Source organism: Spirillospora sp. NPDC048911, assembly GCF_043198015.1.
Taxonomy (GTDB): domain Bacteria; phylum Actinomycetota; class Actinomycetes; order Streptosporangiales; family Streptosporangiaceae; genus Spirillospora.
In genome coordinates this window covers 17136-33019 of the sequence record NZ_JBICUD010000022.1, presented here as the reverse complement: position 1 = coordinate 33019, position 15884 = coordinate 17136, and the positions used below count along the sequence as shown (strand labels likewise).

Genomic DNA, 15884 nt, shown 5'->3' with positions numbered 1-15884 from the left:
AGCGGGGCGTTGGCGCTGACGCGCATCATTCGCCTCTATGGCAGGTTCATTGCGAATCGGACGGCTGCTTCTGGCTCCTGTGCTCACCTGCGGAACGCTGTTCACCTTTTCCATGCCGGTAGGCGCCGATGCCGCGCCCAACTGCACGACGCACGAACTCAAGGTGCGCCTCGCCGATCCGGGTCCGGCCGACCAGACCCTGTGGGGCCGGCTGTGCTACCCGGGCGGCGCCCGGCCCGGCACGGTGCAACTGCTGGTCCACGGCTCCACTTACAACCACTCGTACTGGGACTTCCCGACCGGGGACGGCCGCTACTCCTATGTCAGGGCGGCGGTCGGTGCGGGCCATGCCACCTTCAACGTGGACCGGATCGGCAACGGCGCCAGCTCGCACCCGCTCAGTACCCGGCTCGGCCCGGAGGCGGGCGCGGTCGCGCTGCACGACGCCATCACCGCGCTCCGCTCGGGCTCCCTGGACGGCCACGCCTTCTCGCGCGTCGCATGGGTCGGGCACTCGCTCGGCTCGTTCCACGCCTGGTACGAGATACCGCGCTACCGCGATGTGGACGCGGCGATCCTGACCGGCTCGCTGCACGCGATCAATCCCGAGGCCGGCACCATCGTCCACCCGGCCGCGCAGGACCCGAAGTTCGCCGATTCGGGCCTGGATCCCGGCTACGTCACGACGCGGCCGGGCACCCGGGACTTCTTCTACGACCCCGCGACGTCGGACCCGAAGGTGATCGCCGCCGACGAGACGGGCAAGGACGTGGGCACGCTGACGGGCGGGCCCCCGCTGCCGGCCCCCATGGACATCCGGGTGCCCGTGCTGCTGGTGTCCGGCCGGCGGGACCGCGGCCAGTGCGTCAACGTCACGCAGTACGACTGCGCGGATCCGGCCAGCGTCGCCAGATGGGAGTCGCAGTACTACCCGCCGGAGGCGCGCCTCACCGTCACGATGATCCCGGGCACCGGCCATGACCTCGCCCTGTCCACGACGGCGCCGGTGACCGATGCCATCATGCTCGGCTGGCTCCGTTCGAGCCTGGCTCGCCAGGGACCGGGCGGGTGATCCCATGGCGCCCCGGGCCGCGACCGGCATCCTCCAGCCACAGCTCCAGGCCGTCCAGCAGGCGTTCGAGGCCGAATTCGAAGCCGTCGCCCTGGAGCTTCTCGATGTCGGCGCCGCTGTTGTCGGACCACCACGCGGCATAGCTGGGGTACTCGGCCCGCAGGCTCCGCATGTACGGATCCAGCTCCGCGGCGAGTTCGTTCGGGCTCTTGCCGGCGCGGCTCGAGGCCCTGTACATCGCCGCCTCGAGCGTTGCCGATCCGATGGTGTGCGCCGAGAGCAGCGAGCTGGCCAGCGCCAGCTCGCTGCCGGTGAACCCCGCCATCATCAGCGCCCCGAGCATGCGGTCGCCCATGCGCATCGAGTTCGGGCCGATGGCGGGCTGGACGCCCATCAGACTGATCACCCACGGGTGGCGCAGCAGCGCGGCCCGGTACTCGTGGGCGCAGGCTCTGGCCGCGGCCCGCCAGCCGACCTCGGCCGGATCCGGAACGTCGATCTCGCCCATGACCTGGTCGAGGGCGAGCTCCAGCAGTTCGTCCTTGTTGGTCACGTACCAGTAGGCCGACGTCGCGCCGGCGTCCAGCTTGATCCCGAGCCGCCGCATGCTCAGACCGTCCAGGCCCTCGGCGTCGAGGAGCTCGATCGCCGCGGACACGATCTGGTCACGGCTCAGCGGCGGCTGGCCCCGGCGCTGGCGAGGCGGCGGGCGCATCCAGACCGAGGCGGCAATGGGATCGGTGTTTCGCGGCATTCCTCGTCCTTACAGCTCTGCAAGCCCCCACAGGTTACCCGTACCCGACCCGTTCTCGCACACCATGCGATTGTCGTACACCATGCGAAAGTGGTACAGTGTGCGAGAATCATACATCGTGCGAGTGGAGACACCCAGATGTCATTCCCTCGATCCGACACTCAAGAAACGACGACCCCCGACCCGCGGCGGTGGTGGATCCTCGCCGTCCTCTGCCTGAGCCTCCTCGTCGTCGTCATCGACAACATGGTGCTCAACGTCGCGATCCCGTCACTGATCCAGGACCTGCACACCGGCATGTCCGGTGTGCAGTGGGTCCTCGACGCCTACATCCTGGTGTTCGCCGGGCTCCTGCTCACCGCGGGCGGCCTGTCGGACCGGTTCGGACGGCGACGCTGTCTGGTCATCGGACTGGTCCTCTTCGGCGGCGCCTCGATTCCCGCCGCGTTCGCCGAGACGACCGGTCAGCTCATCGCCGCCCGCGCCTTCATGGGCGTCGGCGCCGCGTTCCTCATGCCGGGGACGCTGTCGATCCTCACCACCGTCTTCGACGATGAGGAGCGCAAGAAGGCCATCGCGATCTGGAGCTCGGTGCTCATGGTCGGCGCGCTCGGCGCGCCCCTCGTCGGCGGTGTCCTGCTGAACCACTTCTGGTGGGGCTCGGTGTTCCTGCTGAACATCCCCGTCGTCGTGGTGAGCATCATCGCCGCGCTGCTGATCATCCCCGAGACGCGCGGCCCGGCGCACCGTCCCGACGTGCCCGGCGCCGTCTTCTCCACGCTGGGAATGGCGGCCCTGGTCTTCGGGATCATCTCCGCCCAGCGGGACGGCTGGACCTCGTGGCAGACACTGGGCGGAACCGCGGTGGCGGTCGTCTCGCTGTTCGCCTTCGCCCACCGGGAGCGCACCGCCAAGGAGCCGATGCTCCCGCTGCGGCTGTTCCGCGACCGCAACTTCACCGGCGCCAGCGTGACGCTCGTGCTGGTGGCGTTCTCGGCCGGCGGGCTGATGCTCGTGCTGACCCAGTTCATGCAGTTCGTCCTCGGCTACAGCCCGCTGAAGACCGGGGTCGCCTTCATCCCGCTGCTCGTCACCGTGATCGTCTTCAACGGCGCCGGCGTGGCGATCAGCAAGAAGTTCGGCGTCCGGGCCACCATCGTCGCCGGGCTCATCATGCTGGCGGTGGGCTTCGGGCTCCTCGGGACGATGTCACCCGGAGACGGCTACGCCAGGCTGGTCATCGCACTGCTGATCACCGGTGCCGGCAGCGGCACGGTCGGGCCCGCCGCGTACAACACCCTGCTGTCCGCGCTGCCGAAGGAGCGCGCAGGCGTCGGCTCCGCCATCAACGACACCGTTTCGCAGACGGGCCAGGCGCTCAGCGTCGCCGTCCTGGGCACGCTGCTGACGGCCTTCTACGCCAACGAGCTGCCGGCCGGCGTCACCGGCTCGGCCCGCGACTCCATCGGCGAGGCGCTGGCGGCAGCGGCGGCCGGCCACGACGCGGGACTGGTGCGGACCGCGCAGGACGCTTTCGTCCACGGCATGGCCTCCACCTCGATCGTCGGTGCGGTCGGCATGGTGATGGCGGCGGCCGTGGCGGCGTTCGTGCTGCGTCCCATCGCCCCCGCGGAGGAATCCGCCAAGGAGAAGGCCGGAGTCTCCGTGTAAGCGCACAACATTGAAGAGCCGGCGCCGGTGGCGCCGGCTCTTCGACGTCGCGGACTACTTCGGGACGCTCTCGCCGGTACCGGAGTACTCCCCGGCGAGGTGGCCGGCGAGCTGGGCCGCCGTCGGATGATCGACGATGGTCACCAGTGGTATCTCCATCTCGGTGATCGCCATCAGGTTCTTCGTCAGCTCGAGGGCCGACAGCGAGTTGAGCCCGAGTTCGAGGAAGTTGCCGTCGTCCTCGATCGAATCCAGCGATAGCAGCTCCATCAGGCGCGTACGGATCGCCTCCCGAAGCAGCAGCTCCCGCTTCGCGGCATCGCCGCCGGCAAGAGAGACCTTGAGTTCGGCCACGTTCATGTCGCTGTTCACCATTGCCTTCATTGCTCGACAACCGTTGCATGGTCGATTGCTTCAATGTCGTCAGTGCTCCCGGCGGCCTCCTTTCTCACGTCCGCACCCGGGTTCCCCGGCGCGGCGTCGGTCAGCCAGTAGCGCTCGCGCTGGAATGCGTAAGTGGGCAGCGGGACGGTACGGGGAGGCGGCTCGCGACGGACGAGCCCACCGGCCTGGCAGAGCCCCGCCCAGTCGACGGTGCCGCCGATGGCGTCCAGGCGGGCCAGCGCACACAGCAGTGCCCGGGCCGCGGGCCGTTCCCCGTCCAGTACGGGCAGCACGACCGGGGGCCGCGCGCCGGCCGCCGGCTCGGGGCAGGGCCCGATCTCCAGCAGGACGTCCGCCTCGTCCGCGGACCGGCCGCCGGAGATGACCGGAACGCTCGGGGGCGCGCCGTCCCGCCTGGCATCGGCGGGCCCGCCCATCAGCTTGCACGCGTCCGCCAGGTCCAACACCCCGGCCACATGCGCCGCGGCGATCTCACCGGTGGAATGCCCGACCACCAGGTCAGGGCGCAGTCCGGCCGCCTCGAGCAGCCGGGCCAGCCCGATCTGCAGCGTGAACAGGCCCGCCCCGTCGGCGGAGAAGATTTCATGCGGCGTGTGCCCGAACCAGCCATCGAGCAGCTCGCACACCTCGTCGACGGCGGCGGCGAACGCGGGAAAACGCTCGTACAGCTCCGTGCCGGCGTCCGGCGGAGGATTCTCCCCGCCGAAGGCCCAGGCCGTCCTGCCGCTTCGCGCCGGCGCCGATCCATCGGCGGCGACCGCTCGCAGGCCCGCGACGAGTTCATCATGATCCGCACCGACGACGACCGTCCGGTGTTCGAAGACCGATCTCGTCGTCGCGAGCGACCAGGCCACGTCGGCCGCGGCCAGTTCCGGGTGCTCGGCGACGTGCGCCGCCAGCTCCGCGGCCTGTGCCCGCAGCGCCTTGTCGTTCCTGGCGGAGACGATCCATGGCACGACGTGGGCAGGCACCTCACGGCCGTCCCGTTCCGCGGGTTCGGGGGACGCCTCAAGGATCAGGTGAGCGTTGGTGCCGGAGACGCCGAAGGAGGACACCCCGGCTCGGCGCGGGTGCTCGCCCTCCCGCCATTCCGCCTGCTCGGCGAGCAGCCTGACTTCGCCCGCCGACCAGTCCACGTAGGGATTGGGCCGGTCGATGTTCAGCGTGGCCGGCAGCGTCTGGTGGCGCATGGCCTGAACCATCTTGATCACCGAGGCGATCCCGGATGCGGCCTGCGTGTGCCCGATGTTGGATTTGACCGAGCCCAGAAGCAGCGGCCGGTCCGCCGGCCGGTCCCGCCCGTAGGTGGCCAGCAGCGCCTGGACCTCGATCAGGTCGCCCATGGCGGTTCCGGTGCCGTGTCCCTCGACGACGTCCACATCGGCCGGGGACAGCCCGGCTCCGGCCAGCGCCTCGCGGATCAGCCGCTGCTGGGCCGGGCCGTGCGGGGCGTCGAACCCGCCACCGCCGCCGTCCTGATTGACCGCCGAACCACGGATCACCGCCAGCACCGGGTGGGCTTCCCGCCGGGCGTCCGACAGCCGTTCCAGCGCCAGCAGGCCCGCGCCCTCGCCCCACACCATGCCGTCGGCGGCCGCCGCGAAGGGCTTGCACCGGCCGTCGGAAGCGAGCATGCCGGGCTTGGCCGAGTACTCCAGGAACAGCCCGGGCGTGCACAGGACGGTGGCGCCGCCTGCCAGCGCGAGCGTGCACTCGCCCCGCCGCAGCGCCTGGCAGGCCAGGTGCACGGCCACCAGCGAGGACGAACAGGCCGTGTCCACCGTCACCGCGGGCCCCTCCAGCCCGAACAGGCGGGACACGCGCCCGGAGGCCAGGCTGCCGGAGATGCCGGCGCCCAGGTGCCCGAGAACGTCGTCGGGCGGGCGGTCCATCCGGGAGAGCACGGTGATGTAGTCGTGCGTGGTCATGCCGACGTAGACGCCGGTGCGGCTGCCGTGGAGCGAGTGCGGGCCGATGCCCGCGCTCTCGGCGGCCTCCCAGGCGAGCTCCAGGAGCATCCGCTGTTGCGGCTCGGTCGCCCGCGCCTCGCTCGGGCTCATGCCGAAGAAGGACGCGTCGAAGTCGAGCGCGTCGTGGACGAATCCGCCGGCCCGGTCACCGAAGGCGCCGTCGAGCGAGCGGAGTTCGTCGCCGTCCCAGCCCCGGTCGGAGGGGAATCCGGAGATCGCCTCCCGGCCCTCGGCGACCAGCCGCCACAGCCGCTCCGGCGACCGTGCCTCACCCGGGAACCGGCAGGCCATCGCCACGATCGCGATCGGCTCCCGGTCCCTGGACTCGTACTCGCCCAAGCGCTGCCGGGCCTCGTGCAACTCGGCGGTGGTCCATTTCAGGTAGTCGACGAGCTTTTCTTCGGTCGCCATGCTCGCTCTCTCCGGCTAGGCGGTCGGGACGCTCTCGTACGCGGGCAGCCGTACGAGGTCGAGCTCCTCGGGCCGCAGCGGCGGCCCGGTCAGCTTCGAGCAGGACGCCTCCCTGTGCATCAGGGAGAGGAAGCGGCTGGAGCCCAGCTCGGCGTAGCCCGCGGACAGGCTGATCACGTCGGTCACCACGGCGCAGACCTCGGGGGCGACGATCGACTTGTCGATGATGGCGTCGGCGAACATCCGCTGCTGCCGGGTGTGCTCGCCCACCAGCCGCGGGTCGCTCGCCCGCATCCGGCAGTTCACGTAGGCGGCGTCCTTGGAGGCCGCCAGCACCCACGGGTCGTCCACCACCGCGCCGATCGCCTCCTGCGTCCGGCGGGTCGTGCCACCGGAGGCCAGCGCCCGGTCCAGCGCGGCCGCACACCGCGCCGCCGAGCTCATTCCGTGGCCGTAGACCGGGTTGAACGCGGTGAGCGAGTCACCGACGACGACCAGGCCGTCGGGCCAGCCTTCATGCCGTTCGGGATACAGGCGCCGGTTGGCTCCGGAATGGGAGCGGAACACCGGGGTCAGGGGCTCCACCGAGCCGATCAGGTCGGCGACCAGCGGGTGGCCGAGCCGGCTCCGCGCGAACGCCTGGAAGTCGTCCTCGTGAGCGGGAAGCACGCCGCCCCGGGTACAGGACAACGTGACGAGCCAGCGGTCGCCCTCCACGGGGTAGACCACGCCGAAGTGGCCGGGCTCGTGCGCGCGGTGGAAGGCTCCGACGTTGACCGCGGGGAACGCGGTCGTGGCGCCCGGCGGCGCCGCGAAGAGCCTGGTGGCGTATCCGATCCCCGCGTCGACGACGTCCATCTCGGGTGGCGGCACGTCCAGCGCCGACAGCCAGTGCCGGAGCCCGGAGGCCCGTCCGGTGGCGTCGATCACCAGGTCGGCGTCGATGTCGGTGGTCTCGTCCCGCTCGACGTCACGGACGCGCACGCCGGTGACCCGGTCGCGGTCGCCGCACAGTGCCGCCACTTCGACGCCCTGCCGCACGTCGACGTCGCCGGCCCGCAGGACCTGGTCGCGGATGATCCAGTCCAGCAGCGGACGGGTGCACACGATGGCGAACTGGGTCGGCGGGAAGCGGTGCTGCCACCCCTTCACCGTCAGCGTCACCTGCTCGCCCTGGAAGCCGATCCGGCGCGCTCCGGCGCCGAGCAGCCGGTCGGTCGTGCCCGGCAGCAGCTCGTCGATGACGCGGGCGCCGTTGGACCACAGCAGATGGGCGTGGTGCGCCTGCGGTACCCCCCGGCGGTGTCCGGGCCCGTCGGGAAGGGCGTCGCGTTCCACCACGGTGACCGAGCCGGCGTGCCGGGTCAGGACGTGGGCCGCCAGCATTCCCGCCAGGCCGCCTCCCATGACGATCGCATGTGTCAGTCGGCTCATGCCCCGGCTCCTCCCGCGTCCAATGCCCCGCGATCCTTCGCATTGCCAAGTCCTTCGCGGCAACATCGCACAGCCGGCTAAAGCACGGCTAATACAGAAATGGCCGACCCGGCGAATAGGGGATGCGACAGGGGCGGTTAGGGGTGTCCGCCCGTCCGGTGCTTGGGAGACCGTGCAGGAATGACGACACATGCCGACGAAAAGCGACGCTCCATTGTCATTGCCGGGGAGCGACGGCCCACCGACTCGCGCACCATCGGGGAATATTACGATCATGCGGTCCTCGAGGTGATGGGCGAACTCTGGGAGGGCAATCTGCACTACGGTCTCTGGCGCGACGAGAACGACACCAGCGATTTCATCGACGCCGCCAAGGCGATGACCGACGACATGATCAGGCGGCTGGACCCCGCTCCGGGCGACCGCGTCCTCGACGTCGGCTGCGGAAACGGGACGCCGGCCATCCAGCTCGCCCGGGCCCGCCCGGTCGAGGTGGTGGGGATCTCCGTCAGCGAACGCCAGGTCGCCCGCGCCAACGAAAGCGCCCGCGAAGCCGGCCTGGCCGACCGCGTCTCGTTCGAGCAGGTCAACGCCATGGATCTGCCCTACCCGGCGGAGTCGTTCGACGGCGCGTGGGCGCTGGAGTCGATGCTGCACATGCCGGACAAGGTCCAGGTGCTGTCGGAGGTGGCCCGCGTCGTACGGCCCGGCGGGCGCATGTCCATCGCGGACATGGTCTACAGGGACCCCGGGGACGGCGCCGAGGACACCGGTGAGCGGTACAGCACGGTCTACGCGACGCTGTCCCGGCTGGACGAGTACGGGGACCTCATCGAGCGCGCCGGTCTCGTCCCGGAGAACATCAGGGACGTCACCAAGGAGACCTTCCCCACCAACGCCGCCTTCGCCGCGGGCCTGAGGTCCCGCCGCGACCGTTTCGTCGAGATCCTCGGGACCGAGGGGTACGAGCTGCTCATCGGAAACCAGGAGAAGATCGCTCACATGCCGGAGCTCGGCTACGTGCTCATCACGGCGCGCCGGCCCTGAGGGAACATCATGAGGGACCCCGGAATCCAAGATCTTTCTGTCCGGGCGGCGGACGGCGTGCACCTGCGCGTCCGGCATCGGCCGGGCGCGCGGCCCCCGGCGTTCCTCCTCGTGCACGGTATGGGCTCGACCGCCCGGGAGTGGGATGAGGTCGCCGATCGGCTCGCCGCGCGAGGGCATCCGACGTACGCCGTCGACCTGCGCGGGCACGGGGAGTCCGACGCCCCCGCCGAGGGCAATGACACCGCCACGGCCGCCGCCGACGTCGCGGCGGTCGCCGCCGCGCTCGGCCTGAGCGGCGCCGTCGTGGCAGGCCACTCCTGGGGTGCGAGCGTCTCGCTGCGGCTGGCCGCCCGGCATCCGGCGCTGGCCGCCGGACTGGCGCTGGTCGATGGCGGCTGGCTCGAGTTGAAGTCGGCGCACCGGAGTCTGACGCAGTACCGCGACGTGCTGGCCCGGCTCCTGGTGGACCGCGGTTTCACCGACGCCGACGCGATGCGCGCCCATCTGCGCCACATGCACCCGGGATGGTCCGAGAGAGCGATCGAGGCGCAGGTGGCCGACATGCGCGCCGGACCGGACGGATCACTGGTCCCCCGCCTGTCGCGGCATCAACTGGCCTCGATACTCGAGAGCGTGTGGGAGGACGATCCGCGGCGGTGGCTTTCCACGGTCACCGTTCCGGTCATGCTGCTGCCCGCCACCCGCCCGGAGACCCCTGGCGGGGCGCGCCAGTGGCGGCAGTGGGTGGCCGGCGCCGCGGCGGCGCTGTCCCGGCCGACCATCAGGTGGTACGAGAACGCCGACCATCATGTCCACTGCGAGCAGCCGGACCGGCTCGCGAACGACCTGCTCGACCTGGCCCGCGAGGTCGAGCAGTAAGTCGATCCGTTCCGTAAGTCACCACTCCACCGGCAGCCTGTGGACGCCGAAGGCCATCGCGTCTGCCTTGGTCGGCACCTCGTCGGGCGACACCGCCAGGCGCAGGCCCGGGAAACGATCGAACAGCGCGGGATAGGCGACGCGCAGGACGATCCGGGCGAGTTGCTGGCCGAGGCACCCGTGCACGCCGTGGCCGAACGCGACATGCCCTCCGGCGGGCTTGGCGATGTCGAACGTCTCAGGTTCGGGGAAGTGCGCGGGGTCGCGGTTGGCGGCGGGCAGCGACATCATGACCGCCTGGCCCTTCTCGATCAGAACGCCTTCGATCTCGACGTCCTCGAGCGCCGCCCGCTGCGGGCCGATGTGGCCGATGGTCAGATAGCGCAGCAGCTCCTCGACGGCGTTGTTGACGAGGCCGGGATCGTCGCGCAGCCGCTCCTTCTGCGCGGGGTGTTCCATCAGCGCGAAGGTGCCGAGGGCCAGCATGTTCGCCGTGGTCTCGAAGCCCCCCGCGAACAGGATGTATCCGATCGTGGCGAGCTCGTCGTCGGTCAGGTCGGTGCTGTGCGTCAGCCTGCTCAACAGGTCGCCGCCCGGGTCGCGGCGCCTGCGCCGCACCAGCGGCGGGAAGAATCCGAGCACCGTGTCCAGGGCGTCGCGCGTCTCCTCGACGCCGCTGCTCCAGCGGGACATCGTGGCCACCGCCCGGCGGAAGTCCTCGCGGTCCTCCCGCGCGACTCCCAGCAGCTCGCAGGTCACCAGGGAGGGAATGGGGAACGCGAACTCCTCCACCAGGTCGGCCGGCGAGCCCGACCTCTCCATGGCGTCCAGGCACGTCCGCGTGATCTCGGCGATCCTCGGTTCGAGCCGTTTCATCTGCCTGACGGTGAACTCGCCGGCGAGCGCGCGCCGGTACCGCGTGTGCTCGGGCGGATCCTGCAGATGGAACATGCCCGACACGCTCAACGTCATCCTGCCGGCGAAGGCCTCGGCCATCGGGAGTTCGACCACCAGGTGGTGGCGCTCCGGGCGGGCGCTGAATCGGGGGTCGCTCAAAATCGACCGTACGGCCGAATAGCCGGTCACGAACCAGCCCAGGTGACCGTCGCTGAATCTCATCGGAATCAGCGGAGCCCTTTCCCTCAGCGCACGCAGAACGTCCGGCGGGTCAAAGGGGCCGGGACGGGCCTCCCGGGGAAACGTGATCGGTTCAGCCTTCGACGCATTGGCGGTGGCCATGTGGCGAGCGTCGCGGACCCGGCTAACGCCGTACTTGCCGGGCACTAAAGCCCGCGTCGGCCGCCGCCCGGGTTAGGCGGGCTTTAGCGGCTTCGGCGAGGCTTCCGCCAGGCACATTCTGCGGAGAGGAATGGTCGACCACCGATGGCCGACAACGAAGCCAAACTCCTGGACTACCTCAAGCGCGTCACCGGCGACCTGCGCCGGGCTCAGCGGCGGCTCAAGGACGCCGAGTCGGCGTCGCGGGAGCCGATCGCGATCGTCGGCATGGCCTGCCGCCTGCCCGGCGGCGTACGGTCGCCCGAGGACCTGTGGGACCTGGTCGCCGAGGGCCGCGACGCGATCACCGAGTTGCCCGGCGACCGCGGCTGGGATCTGGACGCGCTCCATCACCCCGACCCCGAGCACCCGGGTACCGCCTATGTCCGGGAGGGCGGTTTCGTCCATGACGCCGGCGAGTTCGACGCCGCCTTCTTCGGCATCGGCCCCGCCGAGGCCCTCGGCATGGCCCCGCAGCAGCGGCTCGCCCTGGAGACCTCCTGGGAGGCCATCGAGCGCGCGGGCATCGACCCGAGGTCGCTGCGCTCCGCGCCCGTCGGTGTCTTCCTCGGGGCGGACGGGTTCGACTACTGCCTGAGCGACGCGGAGGTCCCCGAGGGCTCGGCGGGCTACTTCACCATCGGGAACTCCGCCAGCGTCACGTCGGGCCGCGTCTCCTACACCCTCGGGCTGGAAGGGCCCGCCCTCACGATCGCCACCGCGTGCTCGTCGTCCCTGGTCGCCCTCGACCGGGCGTGCGAGTCGCTGCGGCGGCGCGAGTCGACGCTGGCGCTGGCCGGTGGCGTGCACGTCATGTCCTCGCCGGCCCCCCTGATCGGCTTCAGCGAGATGCGCGCGCTGGCGCCCGACGGCCGCTCCAAGCCGTTCTCGGCGAACGCCGACGGCATGACGCTGGCCGAGGGCGCCGGGGTGCTGCTTCTGGAGCGGCTGTCGGACACGCACCGCAACGGCCACCGTGTGCGGGCCGTGATCCGTGGTTCGGCGGTCAACCAGGACGGCGCGAGCAACGGGCTGACCGCGCCCAACGGCCCCTCCCAGGAGCGGGTGATCGGGCAGGCGCTCGCGAGCGCGCGCCTGCCCGCGTCCGAGGTGGACGTGGTGGAGGCGCACGGCACGGGCACGCCGCTCGGCGATCCCATCGAGGCGGGAGCCCTGCTCGCCACGTACGGCGAGGACCGCCCCGCCGACCGGCCGCTGTGGCTCGGCTCGGTGAAGTCCAACATCGGGCACACCCAGATGACCGCGGGCGTGGCCGGGGTGATCAAGATGGTGATGGCGATGCGGCACGGCGTCCTGCCGGCCTCGTTGCACATCGACGAGCCTTCCGAGTACGTGGACTGGGAGAGCAGCGGGCTGCGCCTGCTGACCGAGGCCCGGGCCTGGCCGCGCGACGGCCGGCCGCGCCGGGCAGGCGTGTCGTCGTTCGGCTTCTCGGGTACGAACGCGCATCTGGTTCTCGAGGAGCCCCCGGAGACCGAGCGGGAGCCGGAGCGGGAGAGCCCGGTCGACGGGATGGTGCCGTGGGTGGTGTCGGCGCGGTCCGGTGAAGCGTTGAGTGCGCAGGCGGAGCGGCTGAGAGCGGTGGCCGATGCCGCCACACCCGCGGAGGTGGGTTGGTCGTTGCTCCGTACCCGGCCGGCGTTCGAGCACCGGGCGGTGATCGTGAGTGAGGATCCGGCGCCGGGATTGGAAGCGCTCGCGCAAGGTGTGGCCCATCCGGACGTGGTGACCGGCATGGCCGGAGACCCTGGGTCCGGCCCCGTTCTGGTGTTCCCTGGTCAGGGTTCGCAGTGGGCCGGGATGGGTGCCCGGCTGCTGGAGGAGTCGCCGGTGTTCGCCGCCCGGATGGCCGAATGCGAACAAGCCCTCAACCCGCACGTGGACTGGTCGCTCACCGACGTGATCCGCGGCGACGGCACCGAGCTGTCACGCGTGGACGTCGTCCAGCCCGCGCTGTGGGCGGTCATGGTCTCTCTCGCCGCCGTCTGGGCCGAGTACGGGATCACTCCCGCAGCGGTCGTCGGGCACAGCCAGGGCGAGATCGCCGCCGCCTGCGTCGCCGAAGCCCTGACCATCGACGACGCCGCCAAGATCGTCGCCGTCCGGAGCAAGGCTCTGCGACGGCTCTCGGGACAGGGCGCGATGGCCTCCCTGGGCGCCGGAGCCGAACAAGCCGGGCCGCTGCTGCGCGAGGGCGTGGTGATCGCCGCGATCAACAGCCCCACCTCCACCGTCATCTCCGGCCCGCCCGACCAAGTAGCCGCCGCCGTGACCGACGCCCGGGAACAAGGACTACGGGCCCGGACGATCGACGTGGACTACGCCTCCCACGGCCCCCACATCGACCAGATCACGGGCGAACTCACCGAAGCCCTCGCGGGCATCGACCCCGCACCCACCACCATCGCCTACTACTCGGCGCTCACCGGCACCCGAACCGGCACCACCACCCTGGACACCGACTACTGGGTCACCAACCTGCGCGAGCCCGTCCGCTTCGCCGACGCCATCACCGCGCTGCTCGACGACGGCTACAGGATCTTCATCGAAGCCGCCCCCCACCCCGTACTGACCACCGGCCTCGAAGAATCCTTCGAACACGCCGACACCACCGCCACCGCCGTCCCCACACTCCGCCGCGACCATGGCGACCTGACCCAGATCGCCATGGCGGCGGCCCACGCCTACGCCGCCGGGGCACAGGTGGACTGGTCTCCCTGGTTCCCGGCCGACCCCTCGCCCGGCACCGTCGACCTGCCCACCTATCCCTTCCAACGGCAGCGCTACTGGGTGGAGCGCGCGGTCACGGCCGTCGCAGGCGAAGGGCATGACGAGGCCGAGGCGCGGCTGTGGCAGGCGATCGAGAACGGCGACATCGACACGCTGACCGACACGCTCGGTCTGGACGGCGAGGACGCCGCCGCGATGCTCGGCCCGGCGCTGCCCGCGCTGTCGGAGTGGCGGCGTGGACACCGCGAGCAGAGCACGCTGGACTCCTGCCGCTACCGGGTCACCTGGAAAAGCGTCCGGGTCTCCGCGTCAACGGGTCTGTCCGGTACGTGGCTCCTGCTGGTCCCGGAGGCGCACCACGACTCCCCCGCGTTGGAAGCCGCCGTACGCGCCCTCGACGGCCATGGCGTCACGACGGTCCGTCAGACCATCGACGCGCCGCACGCCACCAAGGAGACGCTCGCGGCCCACCTCGCCGAGGCGGAGCCGGCAGGCGTTCTCAGCCTGCTGGGTCTGGACGAGTCTCGACACGCGGAGTCCGAGGCGGTGCCGTCCGGCCTGGCGGCCACCACCGCCCTGATCCAGGCCATGACGGACGCCGACATCACCGCACCCCTGTGGTGCCTCACCCAAGGCGCCGTCGCCACCAGCGCGACCGATCCGCTCACCAACCCGACGCAAGCACAGATCTGGGGTTTGGGACGCGTCGCCGCCCTCGAACACCCCCGAACCTGGGGCGGCCTGATCGACCTGCCCGCCGCCATCGAGCAGAGCACCTCCGACCGGCTCGCCTCGCTGCTCGTCCCTGACCAGCCCGAAGACCAGGTCGCGATCCGTTCCTCGGCGGTCTGGGTGCGACGCCTGGAGCACGCGCCGCCCACACCGCCCGTCCCCGCCGACTGGGAGCCCACCGGCACCACACTGATCACCGGCGGCACGGGCGGCATCGGCGCGCACCTGGCCCGCTGGCTCGCCGCCAACGGCGCACCCCACCTCCTGCTCACCAGCCGCCGCGGACCAAAGGCCCCCGGTGCGGACGAGCTGACCCGCGAACTCAAGGATCTGGGCTCCGGCGTCACCATCGTCGCCTGCGACGCCGCCGACCGCGCCCAGCTCGAGGACGCCCTCGGGCACGTCCCCGAGGACCAGCCCCTGACCACCGTCATCCACGCGGCCGGAGTACCCAACTACATCCCCATCACCGACCTCACCCCGGCGACGCTCAGCGATGTTCTCGGCCCCAAGTCCCACGCGGCCGCCCATCTGCAGGAGCTGATCGAGCACCACCCGGTCACGGCATTCCTGATGTTCTCCTCCGGCGCGGGCACCTGGGGCAGCGGTCAGCAGGGCGCGTACGCGGCCGCCAACCACTTCCTCGACGCGCTGGCCCAGCATCGCCACGCCCACGGCCGACCGGCCACCTCCCTGGCCTGGGGGCTCTGGAGCGACCTCGGCATGGCGGCCGACCGGGCCTCCACGGACTTCCTCGCGCGCTTCGGCGTCCGCCCCATGCATGCCGACCTGGCCACCAAGGCCCTGCACCAGGCCCTGGCCACCGGCACCACGAACCTCACCATCGCCGACATCGACTGGGACCGGTTCATCCCGACCTTCACCATCGGACGGCCCGCTCCCCTCCTCGGTGACCTCCCGCAGAACCGGCAGCCCGCCGAACCGGGCGGCACCGCCTCGACTCCCCTGGTCGAGGAACTGGCCGGGGCCACGGCCGCCCAGCGGGAAGAGATGTTGCTGCGGCACGTTCAGGCCCAGACCGCCGCCACGCTCGGCCTTCCATCACGCGACGCCGTTCCTGCGAACAAGCCGTTCCAGGATCTCGGCTTCGACTCCCTCACCGCCGTCCAGCTCCGCAACCAGCTCAACGCCAGCACCGGACTCCGGCTCCCGACCACGCTGGTCTTCGACCGGCCCACGCCCCGGGAGCTCGCCGACCACCTGCTCGGGGAGCTCGCCGGCCGGGACACGCCGACCGAGGGCTCCATCCTGGCCGAGCTCGACAGCTGGGCCTCGGCAGGCGCTTCGGGCGAGGTGAACGCCGCCGCGCGCCGCCGGATCGCCGTCCGCATGCGGTCGCTGCTGGCCGCCTGGAGCGGCGGCCCGGCCGAGTCCCGCCGCGACCTGGAGACGGCGACGGCCGACGACATGTTCTCGCTCATCTCCGAAGAGTTCGGCAAGTCCTGACCACCCCTGC

Annotated in this window: 10 protein-coding genes; 5 read left to right on the top strand and 5 right to left on the bottom strand. The window is 71.2% G+C overall.

Going from position 1 to position 15884, the window contains the following annotated elements; all coding sequences use genetic code 11:
• The first annotated feature begins 37 nt into the window (after nt 1–37).
• Entirely contained in the window at nt 38–1072 is a 1035-nt protein-coding gene (locus ACGFNU_RS50510) for an alpha/beta hydrolase (protein ID WP_392604114.1), read from the top strand.
• On the opposite strand, the gene ACGFNU_RS50505 is transcribed toward ACGFNU_RS50510, so the two are convergent.
• Nucleotides 1020–1826 carry a TetR/AcrR family transcriptional regulator gene (locus ACGFNU_RS50505; RefSeq protein ID WP_392604112.1) on the bottom strand — a complete coding sequence of 269 codons (807 nt, stop codon included), beginning with the start codon at nt 1824–1826 and terminating at the stop codon, nt 1020–1022. The two genes, ACGFNU_RS50510 and ACGFNU_RS50505, sit on opposite strands and share 53 nt — an antisense overlap.
• Nucleotides 1827–1964: 138 nt before the next feature.
• Between ACGFNU_RS50505 and ACGFNU_RS50500 the strand changes: the two genes are divergently transcribed.
• Complete coding sequence (locus ACGFNU_RS50500; RefSeq protein ID WP_392604110.1) at nt 1965–3497, top strand: MFS transporter; 1533 nt, start codon at nt 1965–1967, stop codon at nt 3495–3497.
• A 54-nt stretch (nt 3498–3551) separates the two neighbouring features.
• Here ACGFNU_RS50500 and ACGFNU_RS50495 read toward each other — a convergent pair whose 3' ends face one another.
• The 3 genes from ACGFNU_RS50495 to ACGFNU_RS50485 are packed head-to-tail and all read right to left on the bottom strand — an operon-like array spanning nt 3552 to nt 7717.
• Entirely contained in the window at nt 3552–3851 is a 300-nt protein-coding gene (locus tag ACGFNU_RS50495) for an acyl carrier protein (RefSeq protein WP_392604108.1), read from the bottom strand.
• Nucleotides 3852–3877: 26 nt separating this feature from the next.
• Nucleotides 3878–6283, bottom strand: coding sequence for a type I polyketide synthase (locus ACGFNU_RS50490; RefSeq protein ID WP_392604106.1), 2406 nt, complete (start codon nt 6281–6283; stop codon nt 3878–3880).
• A 15-nt stretch (nt 6284–6298) separates the two neighbouring features.
• Entirely contained in the window at nt 6299–7717 is a 1419-nt protein-coding gene (locus ACGFNU_RS50485; RefSeq protein ID WP_392604104.1) for an NAD(P)/FAD-dependent oxidoreductase, read from the bottom strand.
• 291 nt (nt 7718–8008) lie between these two features.
• On the opposite strand from ACGFNU_RS50485, the gene ACGFNU_RS50480 reads away from it, so the two are divergent.
• Together ACGFNU_RS50480 and ACGFNU_RS50475 are read left to right on the top strand one after the other, a co-directional pair.
• On the top strand, nt 8009–8764 hold the full coding sequence (locus ACGFNU_RS50480; protein ID WP_392604102.1) for an SAM-dependent methyltransferase: 756 nt from the start codon (nt 8009–8011) through the stop codon (nt 8762–8764).
• 9 nt (nt 8765–8773) lie between these two features.
• Complete coding sequence (locus tag ACGFNU_RS50475; protein ID WP_392604099.1) at nt 8774–9646, top strand: alpha/beta fold hydrolase; 873 nt, start codon at nt 8774–8776, stop codon at nt 9644–9646.
• An 18-nt stretch (nt 9647–9664) separates the two neighbouring features.
• On the opposite strand, the gene ACGFNU_RS50470 is transcribed toward ACGFNU_RS50475, so the two are convergent.
• Complete coding sequence (locus ACGFNU_RS50470; RefSeq protein WP_392604097.1) at nt 9665–10765, bottom strand: cytochrome P450; 1101 nt, start codon at nt 10763–10765, stop codon at nt 9665–9667.
• Nucleotides 10766–11029: 264 nt separating this feature from the next.
• On the opposite strand from ACGFNU_RS50470, the gene ACGFNU_RS50465 reads away from it, so the two are divergent.
• On the top strand, nt 11030–15874 hold the full coding sequence (locus tag ACGFNU_RS50465) for a type I polyketide synthase (RefSeq protein WP_392604095.1): 4845 nt from the start codon (nt 11030–11032) through the stop codon (nt 15872–15874).
• Nucleotides 15875–15884: the final 10 nt, after the last annotated feature.

Bases quoted from the DNA above. Each gene is read 5' to 3' on its own strand.
- ACGFNU_RS50510 (WP_392604114.1), top strand. From the start codon at position 38: ATGGCAGGTTCATTGCGAATCGGACGGCTGCTTCTGGCTCCTGTGCTC.
- ACGFNU_RS50505 (WP_392604112.1), bottom strand. From the start codon at position 1,826: ATGCCGCGAAACACCGATCCCATTGCCGCCTCGGTCTGGATGCGCCCG.
- ACGFNU_RS50500 (WP_392604110.1), top strand. From the start codon at position 1,965: ATGTCATTCCCTCGATCCGACACTCAAGAAACGACGACCCCCGACCCG.
- ACGFNU_RS50490 (WP_392604106.1), bottom strand. From the start codon at position 6,283: ATGGCGACCGAAGAAAAGCTCGTCGACTACCTGAAATGGACCACCGCC.
- ACGFNU_RS50485 (WP_392604104.1), bottom strand. From the start codon at position 7,717: ATGAGCCGACTGACACATGCGATCGTCATGGGAGGCGGCCTGGCGGGA.
- ACGFNU_RS50480 (WP_392604102.1), top strand. From the start codon at position 8,009: ATGGGCGAACTCTGGGAGGGCAATCTGCACTACGGTCTCTGGCGCGAC.
- ACGFNU_RS50475 (WP_392604099.1), top strand. From the start codon at position 8,774: ATGAGGGACCCCGGAATCCAAGATCTTTCTGTCCGGGCGGCGGACGGC.
- ACGFNU_RS50470 (WP_392604097.1), bottom strand. From the start codon at position 10,765: ATGAGATTCAGCGACGGTCACCTGGGCTGGTTCGTGACCGGCTATTCG.
- ACGFNU_RS50465 (WP_392604095.1), top strand. From the start codon at position 11,030: ATGGCCGACAACGAAGCCAAACTCCTGGACTACCTCAAGCGCGTCACC.